The organism is Leptospira noumeaensis (assembly GCF_004770765.1).
GTDB classification, from domain to species: Bacteria; Spirochaetota; Leptospiria; order Leptospirales; family Leptospiraceae; genus Leptospira_A; species Leptospira_A noumeaensis.
The window spans coordinates 579,191-595,728 of the sequence record NZ_RQFK01000011.1 but is presented as its reverse complement, the minus strand read 5'-3'; the positions used below and the strand labels follow the sequence as shown (position 1 = coordinate 595,728).

At 39.9% G+C, this 16,538-nt stretch carries 14 protein-coding genes; 11 read left to right on the top strand and 3 right to left on the bottom strand.

What is annotated here, in order from left to right:
* Window positions 1–27: 27 nt before the first annotated feature.
* Window positions 28–1,320 (bottom strand): imelysin family protein, encoded by a 1,293-nt coding sequence (locus EHQ24_RS05915; protein ID WP_135600720.1) that lies wholly within the window; start codon window positions 1,318–1,320, stop codon window positions 28–30.
* Between the two features lie 256 nt (window positions 1,321–1,576).
* Here EHQ24_RS05915 and EHQ24_RS05910 point away from each other — a divergent pair, with 256 nt between their 5' ends.
* From EHQ24_RS05910 to EHQ24_RS05900, 3 genes are all read left to right on the top strand, one after another.
* Window positions 1,577–2,842 (top strand): hypothetical protein, encoded by a 1,266-nt coding sequence (locus EHQ24_RS05910; protein WP_425270068.1) that lies wholly within the window; start codon window positions 1,577–1,579, stop codon window positions 2,840–2,842.
* An 11-nt stretch (window positions 2,843–2,853) separates the two neighbouring features.
* Complete coding sequence (locus EHQ24_RS05905) at window positions 2,854–3,531, top strand: hypothetical protein (RefSeq protein WP_135600718.1); 678 nt, start codon at window positions 2,854–2,856, stop codon at window positions 3,529–3,531.
* 309 nt (window positions 3,532–3,840) lie between these two features.
* Window positions 3,841–5,400: a HEAT repeat domain-containing protein gene (locus EHQ24_RS05900; protein ID WP_135600773.1), complete on the top strand. Its 1,560-nt coding sequence runs from the start codon at window positions 3,841–3,843 to the stop codon at window positions 5,398–5,400.
* A 99-nt stretch (window positions 5,401–5,499) separates the two neighbouring features.
* Here EHQ24_RS05900 and EHQ24_RS05895 read toward each other — a convergent pair whose 3' ends face one another.
* Together EHQ24_RS05895 and zigA are read right to left on the bottom strand one after the other, a co-directional pair.
* Window positions 5,500–6,030 carry a hypothetical protein gene (locus tag EHQ24_RS05895; RefSeq protein ID WP_135600717.1) on the bottom strand — a complete coding sequence of 177 codons (531 nt, stop codon included), beginning with the start codon at window positions 6,028–6,030 and terminating at the stop codon, window positions 5,500–5,502.
* Complete coding sequence (gene zigA / locus EHQ24_RS05890; RefSeq protein WP_135600716.1) at window positions 6,027–7,262, bottom strand: zinc metallochaperone GTPase ZigA; 1,236 nt, start codon at window positions 7,260–7,262, stop codon at window positions 6,027–6,029. The genes EHQ24_RS05895 and zigA overlap by 4 nt, the downstream gene beginning before the upstream one ends.
* Before the next feature lie 166 nt (window positions 7,263–7,428).
* Here zigA and EHQ24_RS05885 point away from each other — a divergent pair, with 166 nt between their 5' ends.
* The 8 genes from EHQ24_RS05885 to EHQ24_RS05850 all read left to right on the top strand — a co-directional run bounded on the left by EHQ24_RS05885 (window position 7,429) and on the right by EHQ24_RS05850 (window position 16,537).
* Window positions 7,429–8,967, top strand: a complete 1,539-nt coding sequence (locus EHQ24_RS05885; protein WP_135600715.1) for a methyl-accepting chemotaxis protein — start codon at window positions 7,429–7,431, stop codon at window positions 8,965–8,967.
* Between the two features lie 134 nt (window positions 8,968–9,101).
* The gene (locus tag EHQ24_RS05880) at window positions 9,102–10,859 is read left to right on the top strand and encodes an acyl-CoA dehydrogenase family protein (RefSeq protein WP_135600714.1); all 1,758 of its coding nucleotides are present in this window, start codon (window positions 9,102–9,104) and stop codon (window positions 10,857–10,859) included.
* Window positions 10,860–10,902: 43 nt separating this feature from the next.
* The gene (locus EHQ24_RS05875; protein WP_135600772.1) at window positions 10,903–11,859 is read left to right on the top strand and encodes an amidohydrolase family protein; all 957 of its coding nucleotides are present in this window, start codon (window positions 10,903–10,905) and stop codon (window positions 11,857–11,859) included.
* A 53-nt stretch (window positions 11,860–11,912) separates the two neighbouring features.
* The gene (locus tag EHQ24_RS05870) at window positions 11,913–12,653 is read left to right on the top strand and encodes a hypothetical protein (protein ID WP_135600713.1); all 741 of its coding nucleotides are present in this window, start codon (window positions 11,913–11,915) and stop codon (window positions 12,651–12,653) included.
* A gap of 27 nt (window positions 12,654–12,680) precedes the next feature.
* Window positions 12,681–14,036, top strand: a complete 1,356-nt coding sequence (locus tag EHQ24_RS05865; RefSeq protein WP_135600712.1) for a TonB-dependent receptor — start codon at window positions 12,681–12,683, stop codon at window positions 14,034–14,036.
* Window positions 14,037–14,054: 18 nt separating this feature from the next.
* A complete protein-coding gene (locus tag EHQ24_RS05860; protein WP_135600711.1) occupies window positions 14,055–14,999 on the top strand; it encodes a metal ABC transporter substrate-binding protein in 945 nt (314 codons plus the stop codon).
* The gene (locus EHQ24_RS05855; RefSeq protein ID WP_135600710.1) at window positions 14,977–15,690 is read left to right on the top strand and encodes a metal ABC transporter ATP-binding protein; all 714 of its coding nucleotides are present in this window, start codon (window positions 14,977–14,979) and stop codon (window positions 15,688–15,690) included. The genes EHQ24_RS05860 and EHQ24_RS05855 overlap by 23 nt, the downstream gene beginning before the upstream one ends.
* Window positions 15,683–16,537 (top strand): metal ABC transporter permease, encoded by an 855-nt coding sequence (locus tag EHQ24_RS05850; RefSeq protein WP_135600709.1) that lies wholly within the window; start codon window positions 15,683–15,685, stop codon window positions 16,535–16,537. The genes EHQ24_RS05855 and EHQ24_RS05850 overlap by 8 nt, the downstream gene beginning before the upstream one ends.
* Window position 16,538: the final 1 nt, after the last annotated feature.

Here is a 16,538-nt window from a genome sequence, read left to right as displayed (position 1 = left end):
TTATATTTTTGCTTTATTGTTTATTATTTACTGGAGAACGAGTCCATCGTCGCCAATGGAAACACCAAAACTAGCGGCAGACCTTTGGAGTGCTTTTGCAATTTCTTGTACAGATGGTTGGATTTGGTAACGGAAGAGGTTGTAATCTGCGTTTTCTGTTGCGGATCCAGAAACATTTACCGTTGCAATCATACGATCGAATCGACTGGAAACAATGGAACTATTACACGTTTGGTTTAGGGAAACATCTTCAGTGAATTCATTTAGACAAAATAATTCTGCTGTCGCGATTCTTTCTTTGATATAACTGGATTCATTACCAAGTAGATTTTTTAAGCCGTAACCATTAATGGTTTGAGAACCTGTGTAAGTTCCATTAAAAAGATTATCGAGTCCCTTGGCGTCATAATAAAAGTCAGCTTTTGTATTGTCTGAAAAACAAGAATGTTCTTCTTCTTGTTCTCCACCAAAGACTCCGGTCATCCTTTCGCCGCCCCATTCTCCACCTGAAAATCTTGCAATTCCACGTAGGATATTTTCAAAAGAAGTGGAAGTAGATTTAAATTTCGAAACATAGGAAGTAGAGGAAGTTGGATCCCATGCATTTTTTAATTGAAGGAGGTGGTTTTCCAAAATCTCAGTAGAATACAAAAGATAAGCCGATCGTTTGGCCTGTGCATTCCCTGATCCATTTGCTGTCGTAAAATTGGATTGGGTAATGGTGTTTCCTGGTGTGAAGTTATTTGGTGCATCAGCTCCCCATAACAGATATTCAATGGCATGCCAACCTACAGAAATATTTTTTGCAGAATCTCCATCGGGGCAGGTTCCAGTGGCACAATCACCTTCATTCGCATCAATTAATCCTTGTTTTGTGATTGTTCCTGCCAGGACAACTGTATCAATGTATCCTTCATCGAGTGGCCATGCGTTCATCAGTGGTTCTAGTTCTACTCCACCAGTGAGTGCGGGATTATCAATTGGACCTTGGCTAAATCGAAAGATTTCTGTTTGGAGATAACTGCGGCGAGCTTTCCTCCAATAGGTTTTGATTTCGTTTAGCTCGGCGAGGGTAGGGGAAGCCTTCGCTGTAAATGCAGATACTTTCTGTCTTAGAGCGACCACATCTGTGTAGGCATCGCTGTAATTTTGAAAAGCGATCTGGGAATAGGTTTCCAAAAAAGCTGCTTGGCTCGGTGCATTTGCCGCAAGGGCTAAAGCTGCGAGCATATTTGTCTCTGTGTTTTTTGTTTCTGGCGTACAATCATTTAGTACAAGACCAAGTGAAAGTACGAGCATCAGAGTTCGTTTTGTGTTCATATGAGTTCCCTCTTTGATGATAATGAGAATAAATCTCGTTATCAATTAAACAAAGTTCATAACGTTCTCTGCACCGGCAATATGATTTATTTTGTATCTGATTGATTTTTATCAGGGCGGAGATTTTGAAAAATCGTGAACTTTGTTCAAAAAATCTCAACGGTTCGGAAATAAATTATTTGACACTCGTTCAAAAAGTCATGAAATTGTGGCAATTGTATAAAATATGTTAAAAATGTTCCGATTGGGAGGAAATATGAACGTAAAGATAGCAAAAGGACTGGTATTGTCACTGGTTTTCGCAGGATCACTTTCTGCACAAAGCCAAAGCCAGATGTTCCAAAGAGTAGGGGTCGTGGGAGATTCCCTCAGCCAAGGATTCTTTGGGGTTACGGTAGAGAAAAAAACACAAGATTGGGCTTATCCTGTTCTTGTCAGCAAACAAGCGGGAGCTTCTGTTTCTTATAACGTCCTCAAAGGGCCTTATGTAAATTTAGAAGATGTACTCAAATGGAACTGCGGTATTTTCTGTATCGCGGAAAGTATCATCGGTGGAAATGCATCCACAGTGTCTTTGCCTACACACGCAGGGATCACTGGAGCTGAGTATACTAGCCTACTCAAAACTTCCGGTAAATGCGAAGACATCACTGCCACCAAACAAGAAAAAGAATGGTATTGGGAAAAATGGTATTGGTACACATACCGTTGGGTGACCGTCGCTGATTGCCAAGAACCAGATAAGTTCCACCGTTTTGGACTTCGAGACGCGGGAACACAAACCCAGGTGATGGAAAAAGTAAAACCAACTTTCCTTTTTGGATCGGCTGGTGCGAACCACGTACTTTGTACTGCATTACATACATCCACTGATTGTTTGGATGAAACCAGATTCAAAAGAGACATCCGTGAATTTTTCCGTAGAATGTCTGCTATGGGAAGTTTGCAAGGTGGAGTTCTTTTTACCGTTCCTAATGTAACATCAATTGCTTTCTTAGAAAATTACAAAGATCCAAATGGTCGTGCGAACTACACAGGTTTAAAAGCATTTTTTAGAAATTCTGTATCGGATCCTAACCAAGTATTGGATGCCAATGAAATCGCTTCCATTTCCACTTTCCTTACTATGTTAAACAATGAAATCAAAGCACAAGCTGCGACTATGCGATTTGCGGTTGCTGACTTAAAAGTGATTTTTGATGATTTAAAAGAAAATGGAAGACCGATTCGTAGTGCGGATGGTTGGTCTCCTGGAAATGCTCGTGCCAATTGGCCACTTCCTAATCAACCAGGTGTGTTTGGATTAGATGGTGTTCACCCGAATATGTATGGTCACTCTTTGTTTGCAAATGAGTTGATCAAAGCAATTAACACTCGTTATGGATATTCAATCCCACAAGTGAGTGAATACACTGCTTGGTATTACGATTCCCTCAATAGAAACCCTGTAGACTTAAAAAAATTCCTAACAGAGAATATCTTTGGTCAGGCAATTTCTTGGGTAGTTTCTATCTTTACTTAAGAGGTTAAAAAATGAATAAACGGTTTATAGGTATCATTTCGGTTTGTGGATTTCTACTAGTTTTGTTTTCTTTTGCGATCTGGAAATTTTCTGCACAGAAAACAAAACAACAGGTAGATGTTACCGATTCCGATTTCGGAAATTCAGAAAGTCACGCCAAGTCGTTGTTTGACGATCCAGAGTTTGCTGACGCTCCCAATCCAGAAGAATTGGAATTGGCACAGGCAGAGGTTCTATGGCCGTTTGCATTGGAAAAAAAACCAAATCGTAAAGAAGAGGTCAAAGAAGAATGGAGAGATTTTGCGGCCAAATATCCAAAGAATTTCTACATTCCTCGTGAAATCAAAACAAGTATGACCGAAGCGGAAGAAAAACAACATATGGAAATGTTGGATTCTTTTACAGCAATGGACGCTAGTTTTTCTGCTTCGATTGCAAAAGAAAAATGGTCTGAAAAACCTTCGGGCGAAGAACCGAAGGTGGCTGATAGACCTTCTGCCAAAACCCAAAGAGCTTATTTCGATTTTAAAATTAACGAATTGGAATCAAGAATCCAAATGGTTGAGTATTGGATCGAAAACAAACACCCATCGGGTGATGTAAAACTTTCTGCAGAGAAAGATTTAAAACTTTGGAAAACAGAACTCACTACCTTACGTGAAGTGAGAAGCCAAGTTCCGAATTCATAATTCTCGCATTTTGAACTTACCTGATCTATTTCTAAGAGGACGAACCGTCCTCTTTTTTTTTAAATACAGTTTCCAAATTTTTTCTTCGAGTGCCAAGGGTGGTGGGGAGCCCGGAAGTCTCAAAAGAAAAAGTAAAAAATATTTTACCCTTGAATGTATTGAACCGCGCCAGCATGATTCGATTTTTATTTTCACTGTAATTGAACTAGTTAGCAAAGTTTGCGAACTTAAGGGATGAATGAAAAAATCATTCCTTATATTTGAATTATCACTTGTATGCAGATTTTTAAATTGATACATTTGTCTGGCATGCAAACGAATCTGAGTTCTCTTTTCTTTTTTTTAGCCCTTTTTCTTATTTTGAATTGTGATCCAGTCCCGGTGAAGCAGGATACAAACTCCGTAGAGGAAATTGTGTCAGAAGAACCAACCACAAAAGAACTATTGGAAAAACTCGATGCAAATGATACCTTCACTCGATCCCAAGCAGCCATACAACTTGGCAGTCGTGAAGAAAAATCGGCCATCCCCAAATTAAAAAAACTTCTATCAGATAAGGAACCGGGGGTGCGTGCTGGGGCTGCCATTGCCCTCGGGGATTTAAAAGACAAATCTTCTTCGGCTACCATTGCCAATTTGATGTGGTCGGATACCGATAATCCCAAAGATGTTTATTTGGATGCCCTCACAAGGATGAAAGATCCTTCGGTGGGAAATCGAATTTATCCTTTGTTAGATGATGTAAATCCAACTCTTCGTTTACAAGCAGTGGATGCACTTGTACAAATTGGTGCGGGATCTGTTGGTTCACAAATTTTAAGTTTGGCATCCAAAAACAGAGATCGGGAAAAAGACAAAACCTATGCGATGGCACTGGGGAAGTTAAAAGTAAGTGCTTCTGAATCTTATTTACTCGGTCTTACAAAAACGCAAGATGAATCTCCCACTCTTGCTGCTGCTTATTTGGCTCTCGGAAGGATCAAAGCAAAAAATGCAAATGATGTTCTTGTGAAAGCACTGGGTCTTCCTTATAGCAAAGGAAAAGAAAATGCTTCCATGGCTCTGATTGAAATTGGAAATCCTTCCGTGGTTCCTAAGGTTTTTCGGTTTTTAAGTTCTGAAGATGCGGAAACCAAACTTTATACAACTGATGTACTGTGTTCGATTCCATCCAAAGAAGCGGCAAAGTTAGCCTTTGGTCTGTTAAACGAAAAGGAAACGAAAAGTTGGGGAAGTGCCGCAAAAATTGTAGGACGGCAAAGATACAAAGAGGGAAGACTTCGTATTGAAGAGTTACTCGAAAAAACATCCACTCCCGAGCGGGATAGTTTTGCTGAAGCCCTGGGTTGGATTGGAGACAGGGCTTCCGTTCCCATTCTTCGGAAAGTTTTGTTATCTGGAGATCCGGAAGGGCCTTATGGTTCTGCATGGGCACTGGGAATTCTTGGTGCCAAAGAAGCAGTTCCTGATCTGATCAAAGCTCTAGACAAAGGGGATGCCAAACTAATGGTTTATGCTTTGGAAGCACTTGGTTCCATCGCGGATCCCACAAGCCTTCCAAAACTAAAAACTCTGTTAGTCGATCGGCCTAAAATGTCTCCACAAATCCTTTCAACAGTGGCTCTCATTCCCACAGAAGAGGCTCGCCTCATCTTGGAAGACGCAAGTAAATCCAAAGATGCTGATGTCTATAGACCGGCGATGGAAGAAATTGCCAAACGAAAAGATAAAAAATCCATTCCTCTTTTGTTAACTTATGCCAATGGAGATGATTCTGAAAAACGTAAGTTGAGTTATTACGCACTCACAGCGATCACAGGAGAAAAATTTCGCACTGCCAAAGATTGGAATGAGTGGGCAAAAAGGTAATGATCGATTTTGAAAATAGTTTTAGTGTCTGCGATTACTATTGATTGTATTTCAATTTCCATCAATACGATAGAAGACACGGGATCAGTGAGCTTATCTTTATCTCAATTTCTTTTTGTCTTGTAATTGATTTAAAAATTTTTTTATATCGGGAACTCCATATTGTTGTTTTGGTATTAAACTCGAAATTAGTATCCCATCCTGAATTGCAAATAATCCGTGAGCCAGTCGATGTGAGCCTATAACGCCAATTCCTAACATAGTTTTAAGTGTATTAATTTCTTTTTCGTTACAGTTTTTAAGGCTATAACCATGAGCTTTTAGGTGAGGATGGAGTTTTTTTATTTCTTCCCAAGAGGTGATTCCATCTGACGCAAGATGGATGATTTTAGCAGAGATTTTCCTTTTTATTATCTCTTCCTCTAATTCTAAAACTTGAGTAGAACAAGCAAAACTTTTAACATTTGGTAAAGTCGAAATCAAAAAAATTCCCTTTCTAATTCTTAGATTTGGAAATTTTGAGTTTGTATTCAAAACGGGAGCAAATTGAAAATCTTCTTTCCACTTAAATCCATTTTTTGGTCGTTTGCCGGTAAGTTCTACCGGCTCGTCTCCTAAATATACTTTCATATATTTGATTCTTCTAATGGAATATTTTCCGACTTTTCCATCATCGCATCCCAATCGGGAAATGGATCGGCATACTTTGCCCAAATATCCGGCCCTTCCTTATATTCTTTCTCACTTAATAGGCATTTGTCGAGAGAGGATCTGATTTTTTTCTCATCCATATCCCGACCAATGAAGACAATCTCTTGTCTACGATCGCCCCAAGGTTCCAACCAATGTGTTTGTAAATTTTCAAAAACATCGGGATCGTCAGGAATATCTTCGTCGGGAATACTTGCCCACCAATACCCTTCGGGTTTGTAAGAGGATAAATTACCAGCTTGGGAGTAGAGAAGAACCCAGTCCATTTTAGTTGCGAGCCAAACAAATCCTTTGGCACGAACGAGTCCCGGTTTTTCTGAATCTAACCATTTGTAAAAACGTTCCGGATGGAAGGGACGTCTGTGCACGTAAACAAAACTTTTGATTCCATATTCTTCGGTTTCGGGAACATGTTCCCCTCGAAGTTCTTTGAGCCATAAGGGGGACTGACTGGCCTTATCAAAATCAAATCGACCTGTATTCAAAACTTTGGATAAAGGGACTTTGCTATAATCTGTGGTTATCATTTCTGCATTTGCATTTAAGGAACGTAAAATGGTAAGGAGCCGATTCTTTTTTTCATCCGATAACAAACTGATTTTGTTTACGATGATCGTATCACTAAATTCCACTTGGTCTACAAGTAAGTCCACAATGTCACGATCATCTTCTTCACCGGCACCTAGTTTACGTTCTTTTAAAGAATCTAAACTTTCAAAATCCTTTAAAAAGTTAAGAGCATCCACAACTGTAATCATAGAATCTAGACTAACTAGATCCGATAAACTAACTCCGTTTTCATCGGCAAAAGTAAAGGTCTCAGCAATGGGAAGGGGTTCTGAAATTCCAGTGGATTCAATGAGGATGGAATCAAATTTTCCTTCGTTCGCAAGTTTGGTAATTTCCAAAAGCAAATCCTCTCTTAACGTGCAACAGATACAACCATTCGACATCTCCACTAACTTTTCATTGGTGCGACTCAAACTGCCACCGGAGGCAACAAGTTTTGCGTCAATATTCACTTCACTCATATCATTCACAATGACTGCCACTCGAAGGCCTTCGCGGTTGGACAAAATGTGGTTTAGGAGGGTGGTTTTGCCCGCTCCTAAAAATCCGGAGAGAACAGTGACTGGAATTTTTGGTTTCATTGGATTTTCCTTAACGCAATATAGTTGCATTTGTTTTGTCCGCGAAATTCCGTCAAGCGTAAATGCAAATTTGTTGCATTTACTTTGGGAAAGGATTTTAATCAGGATTTCTCAGTAATTGTGCGAAATTCTTGCTTTTTATGAACTAAGTTCAAATTCTTAAGAAATGCATCTGGATTTCTATTCCCTAAAAGCCACAAAAACCATCAATTCCATCCGTACCACTTTACTTGTGATTTTTATTTTAGGAATTTTGGGGAGTCTCGGTTCGCTTCACAGGAACCAACTTCTTATGATGCTTTGTACTACTTTCTTTTATGGAATGGTGGCACTCACTCAGTTTGTTTTATTGAAAAAACGAAAAAACCCTTATGCCTTTTGGTTTGTTTTCGTCGATATCATTTTGATTGGTTCAAATACTTGGGGCCAAAGTATCATTAACTTAGATATTGCATCTTCTGCTTTAAAGGACGGGGTCAATTATATCATTTCCTTTTTTATCCTGCTATATTCTGGTTTTTTATTTTCTTCCCGCCAAACTTATGTTTTAGGAGGGATGCTTGTTGTGGTACAAGTGGGTTCTCTAATCCTTGCAGGTATGTCCGGTATGGAGTTTGTTGATCGCAACGATACACATAAAATGGCATATTCCATTTCATTGCCAGTGGAAATCGTAAAAGTTTTTTTTCTGGTGATGGCTACCGTCGCCATTGCAAAAATGGTGGGGCTTCTTACTTCGATTCGAGATGAAGCCGTCGATGGGAAAAAAACTTCGGAAGAACATTCAAAAGTAATGGAAAAACAAAAAGAAGCATTGGTTGAGACTGGTGAAAATTTAAATCAATCTGTTGCCGCCTTGAAAGTGTTTGCTGACGATTTGAGTGGACTTGTGCAAAACCAAGCAGCTTCTATTGAAGAAATTTCAGCCTCCCTAACAAAAATATCACAATCCACAGAAAACTCTTTTTCTTTTGTCAAAGACCAGTACAAACGGATTGAAACCTTAAACGAAGAAAGCCATACCTTAGAAGGAATTGTAAAGTCAGTAAGAGTCGAAATAGATACAATTTCAGGTCAAATTAACGAATCATCGCAGTTGAGTAATTTAGTAACAAACTCTATGGAAAACTTAAATTTTGTATTAAACGAAGTGAGTTCCAGTTTCCAAAAAGTAGAAGATGTAAATCAAATTATGAAAGAAATTGCTGACCAAACCAATTTACTTGCTCTCAATGCTTCGATTGAGGCGGCAAGAGCAGGGGAACATGGTCGGGGGTTTGCAGTTGTTGCACAAGAAGTGGCAAAACTTGCCGAAAACTCAGCGTTAAATGCCAGTGTCATTTCCAAAACCATTCTCAAATCTAAATCGGATTTACTCAAAGGGAATTCATCTGCGAAAGAGGCAAGTGGAATGGCTTTGAACCAAAAAAATGAAATGAGTAAAATTCAAAATAAAGTAATTAGTTTTAATGAAAAGTTTATCGACTTACAAGAGTTAAATACACGTGTTTTGAAATCTCAAAAAGAACTAAAAGAATTATCCTCTCAATTAGAATCCATCGCCAAAGACCAAACCTTCGGAAACAAGGAAGTGATGCGAGCAGCACAAAGTATAGAACGTGACGTCCAGGTCGTGGCAGAAAATACCAGAATCCTCGCAGAACATATTGAGGACATCCAGGACTTGGCCAACCGGATCAAATGATCCTTGTCTAACACCATTAACTTAACAACTGTCCCTTTCGTTCAGGCCCTGGTATGGGAAAATTATTTGTAATTCTTCTCCCCACTTGGATCTTTGAGTGAAAGTGTGAAAGTCCTGCTTAAGGAGCCGACTGTATGATTTCCAATAACTATTTTAACGATAACGATGACCTAATTGATCATTTTGATTCCCTAACACCTTGGAACGAGGTAGTAGACCAATACGAACAAGGTTTTGAAGACTTTGCAGAATACCAAAAATCGGGAAAGGAAGAACTCGCGTTCGCACCCGGAAACTATGAAGACGCCATCGAATTTTACCGTTCTACCTTAGAAGCAGGTGGAGACATTGCTGGAAACGATATTTCTCAAATTGCCAAACAAATGGATGAAGAAGGTCTCAAATACAAAGACGGCCAAGTTGGTTTCCCAAAAGCCATGTTAGACGTGGTGGATAAAATCAAATCGGCCGGACTCCTTCCATACGGAATCCACAGACATTACGGTGGATTGGGATTGCCATCTGTCGTACAATCAATGTTATCTGAATGTGTTTCTCGTGGCGATGGGTCACTTGCGATCACTCTTGGTTGTATGAACCTAGCAGAAACTGTGGAACGATTTGGAACCGAAGAAATGATTCACGAATTTGTTCCAAAGATGGCAGCTGGGGAACTTTGTGGTGCCATGGCACTCACGGAACCTAATTACGGATCGGATCTTCCTAATTTACAAACAAAAGCAGTGAAAGGTGAAGACGGAACTTGGAAGATCACTGGAACCAAACGATTCATCACACATGCTTGTGGTTTTGGATCGGCACCTTCTATCATCCTCACACTCGCAAGAACTGGAACGACTACTAGTGGTGCTCGCGGGCTTTCTTTCTTTTTAGTTCACTCTAAAGATGTATTTGTTGCTTCCATCGAAAAGAAAATGGGACTTCACTGTTCTCCTACTTGCGAAGTGGTTTTTGAAAACAGTCCAGGAATTCTGATTGGTGACGAAGGCAAAGGCCTTGTGAAATATTCCATGGCTATGATGAACCAAGCTCGTCTGAACATTGCAGCACAAGCGATGGGGATTGCCACTGCCGCTTACTTCGAAGGCAAAAAATATGCAGAAGAAAGGGTTCAGTTTGGAAAAACTATCAATAACATCACAGCTGTGAAAAAGATGTTGGAAAGAATGGAACGTGAAGTGGCTGCGATGCGTTGTATTTTATACGAAGCAAGTTACGCAGTAGACCAATACCGTTGGAAAGAAGAACGAGGAAAGATGAAAGGTCTTTCTGAGAAAGACATCAAAAAAGATGAATCTTTCAAAAAGTGGGAAAAACTTGCCTCACTATTCACGCCACTTTCCAAATACTATATCACTGAAATGGCAAACCTCGTGGCTTATGATGCGATGCAAATCCATGGTGGTTCTGGTTATACAGAAGATTATGATGTAGCTCGACTTTATCGCGATGTAAGAATCACAAATATCTACGAAGGAACCACACAACTCCAAACTGTGGCTTGTATTGGTGGGATTGTTTCTGGTATGACGGAGACAGGAATTTACCGTGAATACTTAAAATCGGAAATGGCAACATTTGCTGCAAGCAATGGCCTAAACGATTTATTCAAACAATTTGAAACGGTTGTGGCTGAATTTGCGGAAATCGAATCAACTCCACTTCGGGAAGAGTTGGCTTTTGAAGTTGTAGAATCGGCAGCACGTTTCCACAATAGTTTGTTACTCGAAAGAAGTATTGGTCGCTCAAAGGTTGAAAGAAGATCCTATCGTAAATCGATTACGGATGCTTACATCCTTGATAGTTCGGCTATCTTAGCATCGAACCTAACAAAGATTCGTGGAAAGAAAAAAACACCAGTCACTGCATAAACCAGTAGATTTTTCTCCTCTTCTTCCTTGTTTCGCTTGTTTTATGGAAGAAGGGGAAGGTGTAAAATCTTCTAACAAACCTGACATTCGGATCTCTTCTCCGTTTTCTTGGAGGGGAGATACATTTCCTCCCATTATAGATTCAGAAACTCCAGACCATTTAACACGGATTCGCGATTTAGGAATTCCTTATATCTTCGATATCCATACTCATTTTTTTCCAGAGACCGTGATGAAACTCATTTGGCGTTGGTTTGATAATGTAAACTGGGCCATTGGATACAGGATGCCAGAAGCGGAACGAGTGGAAAGACTCCACCACAATGGGATCGAACGCTTTACTACATTAAACTATGCGCATAAAGCTGGTATGGCTTCTTCCTTAAATGATTGGACTTATGCCAATTACAAAAATTGGAAGGGAGCGGTTCCCTTTGGAACTTTTTATCCGGAGGAGGGAGTCCTGGCTTACGTAAAAAAGGCTGTGGAAGAGTATGGGTTCCGAGGTTTCAAACTCCACTGTGAAGTCTCCAAACTCAATTTAAACCGCCCGGAACTTGCTGATACCTTCCTTTACTTGCAAGAAAAACAAATTCCTATCCTCATCCATACAGGAACTGCGCCACTTCCAGGTGAGTTTACAGGAATCCAATTTTTCAAACCATTTCTCGAAACCTATCCTAATTTAAAGATCATTGTGGCTCATATGGGTGCGAATGAAATTTCCGCCTATGCTTCGTTACTGGATTCTTATCCCAACTTGGCACTCGATACCACAATGGTATTTGTGGATTTCCTTGCCACGGGCAAAGCTGCTGATGTGGACGCTGCAGTTTCTTATTTGGAAACATACCAAAACCAAATTTACTTTGGATCCGACTTTCCAAACATTCCTTACAACCTAAACCATCCCATCACTCGGTTTTTGGATTTGCCGATTAGCGATTTGGCCAAACAAAAAATTCTCTACAAAAACGCAGAAAACTTATTTTTTAAATGAAACGTGGTTGCATTTGCAACAGTGTTGCAAATGATTGTCCCACAGAGGTATTTATGAAATTTGTAAAACTTATCCTATGTTCCACCATCCTTCTTTCTTTGATGAACTGTGCGGAACTTTTTCAGAAAGATAAAAAAGATAATAATGATGCTCTGTTTGCTCTTCTATTGAATGCAGGTTGTACAATCTCCGATGTTTCTTCACCTACGAGTGGAAGAAAGATTGATTTCACCGCTTGTCGAGGTGATGCCAACGCAGCACTTACAGCGAGTGGTTTTTCTTCTTCCTCCATTTCTCTCAGTGGTGGACTTGTCGGCACCGGATCTACTTCCACTGTTTATACAAACTCTTCCAGTTTGTCTAGTCTTGGCGGTGATAAAAAAGCTAGTATCGAGATTGTTTATGTTTTATCCCAAAGTGATTCCAGTATCAGTGCCATCCTTCCTTCCACTACGAATTTATCAGGCCCTGGATTTTATATTTCACCAACGACTGTGAATAAATTAACATCCAATGGTTCTAACTCTGCCTTAACTACTCCGAGAGTTTGGTCATCTTCTGTATCTGCCGAAAAAATATTATGTTTAGAAGTCCACCAAGAGAGTGGGAATGCCCATGTGTTTGGTTGGGAATCTTCTTGTGCTGCGGCCAACCGGGGGACTTACCAATTTGAGGAAGATGGAGTGGCGGCCGATTTCGGAGGAGATAGAATTGGATTGCGGATCAATAAGGCCACTATAAAATCGATCACAATCTATTCTGCTAACATTGGAACCTCTGGATCCTTTCAATAGAATCGAATTGATTGAATCGAAAACAAAGTGAAACAAATCCATCGTTTTTCTAAAATCAAAAAGGGAGGAGTGATCCTCTCGTTATTGTTTTCCGTGATTCTTTTTGCCCAAACATCGGAATGGGAAAAAGAATTAGAAGACAAAGAACAACCTAACAAAAAGAATACGAACTCTTCTCTTAAATCAAAAGAACCCGTTTCCGATTGGGAAGCGGATTTAGAAAAAGACCTCCAAGACCAAGAAAAAAGAGAAAAAGGAACGGAAGGAAGTCGGGGGATCACATCTCCTGTCCAATCCAACCAACAAATCAATCGTTCCGCACAGAATCTCATGATGGATGCATATGCGGCACTTGATATTGTCGGAGCCTGGGACAGAAACAAACCCAGAGGAACGGGAGATAGAATCGATAACCAACTCGACATTCGCACCGCCGAATTCGGGTTTAATGGTGCTGTTGACCAGTGGATGCGTGCCAATTTTATTGGGGCCGCACACGGTGAAAATGGTAAGTATTTTTTTGAAGTCCATGAGGCTTGGGTTCAGTTTCCTTTTTTACCTTTTAATACATCACTGAAAGCCGGACAGATGTTTATCGATGTGGGTAGGCTCAATAAAATCCATGCCCATGACCGTGCCTTTACCATGACTCCCATTGTTCATGAAAAATTTATCGGTTGGGAATCGGCAATTGATACAGGTGCTGAGTTTAGTATCCTTTTTCCTTGGAAGTGGATCACTCAAGAACTTGTACTCGGTGCTACCAATGGAAGGAAATGGGGGCATTCCCATGATGCAGGTGTTCAAAAAAACAATCCTTTGTTATATGCTCACTTAAAACATTTTTATTATTTTGGAAACAATTGGGGAACCCAGTTTGGATTTTCTGGGATTCGGTTTGAACCCACTACAGAAAGAAAAAACCAAAGGTTATTGTATGGGGCCGACGCAGTACTTCGTTGGAACAGATCCAACTTAAGCGAAATTATGTTAATGGGAGAGGGCTGGTACCAACAAGAAGTGTTTCCATCCAATATAGACCCAGTCACATTCCAAAAATTCAAATCACCCACCAAAGACCAATGGGGTGCATATGTTTTTATCGATTTTAAATTTCATCAATTGTGGTCTGTGGGTTTTCGGTATGATTATTTTACAGATAAGTCTCTAGTGGATAAAAATGGAGATCCAGCAAAAAATGCCATTGAAGCCCAATCCTTCCAAATGACTTTCCATAGTTCTGAATTTGGAAAGGTTAGAGGTTCTGTTGAAAGAAGATTCATCCAAGACTATTCACGAACCTCTGGCGAAGAAACTAGGGAATATCGATTTTATATCCAAACCGTTGCGGTTCTTGGTTCTCATCCCGCACATAGTTACTAAAGACAAAAGAGGAAAGAGATGTTAGAAAAATTGTTTTCAAACCAAGTATCCAAGATTTTATTTTATAGTCTTTTTTCGGTGACTGTTTTTACAACAAACCTTAACGCTAAGGTTTCCCTTGTCACAAGTCTTCCTGATATCAAATACATCGCCGAACAAGTTGCAGGTGATAGAGCCGAAGTTTCCGGAATGATTCGCGGAACCGATGATCCCCATTTTGTGATGACAAGACCTGACTTTTTAGTCAAACTCAGCGAAGCCGATGTGCTTTGTGTGATTGGGCTTGATTTAGAAATTGGTTGGATTCCCTACCTCCAACAACAATCGCGAAATATCAAAATCCAAAAAGGCCAACCGGGGTATTGTGATACTTCTTTTGGAGTAAAAATTCTTGGTGAACCCACAGTGATGATGGATAGATCCATGGGGGATATGCATATCTATGGAAATCCGCATTATTCGAATGATCCCATCAACGCCATCCAAATGGCACAAAATATAAAAAATGCCCTGACCCGTGTGGACCCTTTGAATGGAGAGTATTACGAAGGGAATTTTAATAATTTTAAAAAACGCCTCATCCAACTCACAAAAGAAGAAATGAAAAAAATGGAACCATACTTTGGGCTGAAAGTGGCTGTTTTTCATGACCAATTTGTGTATTTGGCATCCAGATTTAAATTCAACGCAAATTTAACAATCGAAGAACGTCCCGGGGTTCCACCTTCGGTTCGTTATATGGATCAGGTCATCTCTTATATGACTGCCGAAAAGATAAAAATTATCTTGATTGGCCCTTATCACAATCCAAAGTATGCTGAGTATGTATCTTCTAAGGTTCCGGGTTCCGTGGTTGTCACTTTGCCTGTTTCTGTGGGAGGGTTACCAGAGGCTGTCACCTACGAAGACACCCTAAGGTTGATGTTACAAAAGATACGAGATGCAAGCGACAGAACCAAATAGTAAGAACCTTCATTCTACTTTTATCCATACGGAACATTTGAGTGTGGGATACAGGAAAGAATTTCCTGTTGTCTCGGACATTCATTTGCACATCCACCCAGGGAAAACTTATGCCCTTGTCGGCGGAAATGGAGCAGGGAAAACCACTCTATTTAGAACCTTAACCGATTTACTTCCTCCACTTTCTGGATCCATTCAGTTTTCCAAACAAATTACCACTTCCTATGTTCCCCAAGCCAAAAAGATGTCCTTGGATTTCCCTTTGAGAGTACAAGACGTACTTTTAATGCCAAAAAATATAGGGCTTAGTTTTTTACCCAAAAAGAAGTTTTCCGAAGAAGATATGGTTCTCATCGAGAGAACGGGTGTTAGTTCCTATTTAAAAAAACAAATTTCTCTTTGTAGTGGGGGACAGCTACAAAAGGTTCTGATCCTTCGTTCCCTTCTTACCAAAGCCAATTTGATTTTTTTGGATGAACCTATGGATTCATTGGACCACAATGCGAGAGAACTCTTTCAATCGGTTTTATCTGAATACCTAAAAGAAGGAAACCGGTCTCTATTTTTTATCACTCATAGTTTGGAACATGATTGGGGATTTGGCTTTGATGAAATTTTTGAAATAGACGAAGGAAAACTCTACAATATCACCAGTGGAGAAAGGCCCCCGAACTGCCACCATCATGACTAATATACTTTCTAGTTGGACTTTGTTTTTACCGCAGATGGTAGTGGGTAGCCTTGTCGGTGCCCTTTTATCAGTTCTTGGAATTTTGATTGTACTCCGAGGTATGACTTTTTTTGGAGTGACCTTATCCCAAGCGGTGACTTTCTCTGTCGCCTTATCCTTGTTTATGGAGTGGCCAGGAGAAATTTTTCCTGTTTTGTTTTCTTGTGTTCTGGTATTTCCTCTTTTGTATGTCAGAAAACTTCCAGGAATGAAAGAAGAAGTAATCCTTGGAATTTTGTTCGTATTTTTCTCCGCGGCATCTCAGTTTATGTTGGCTCTTGGTGGGAATGTCCAAAACCATTTGATGGCAGCTTTTTTTGGAGATATTTTAACTTCACAAGTAAGAGCCGATTCTTTTGGAATTTATATCGCAGTTTTCTTTTTTATCCTTTATCTTAGTTTTTTCCGAAGGTTCCTCTTCATCAGTTTTGATAGGGACGAATACAAAATCCAAGTGGGAAATCCTCTTCCTTTTGATCTTTTGTTTTATATCATTCTAGCGGCTTCTCTGACTGTAGCAGTCAATTTGCTGGGAACCTTTTATAGCATTGCCCATTTGATTTTACCTGTGTTTGCACTGCTTCCCGTCATTCGTTCTTTAAAACTGCTAACCCTGGTTTGTGCTTTATTTTCTGTACTAGCTACCATTTCCGGATTTTTAATTTCACTCGTTGGGTTCGAACGAAATGGGGAACTCATTTACTTTCCCACATCCTCAAGCATCATTCTTGTGCTTTGTGTTTTGGCCTTTTTAATCCACCTCGTTCGCTTTCTAACTACTTCCGTTTTTTCCAAATCTGTCCGATAGG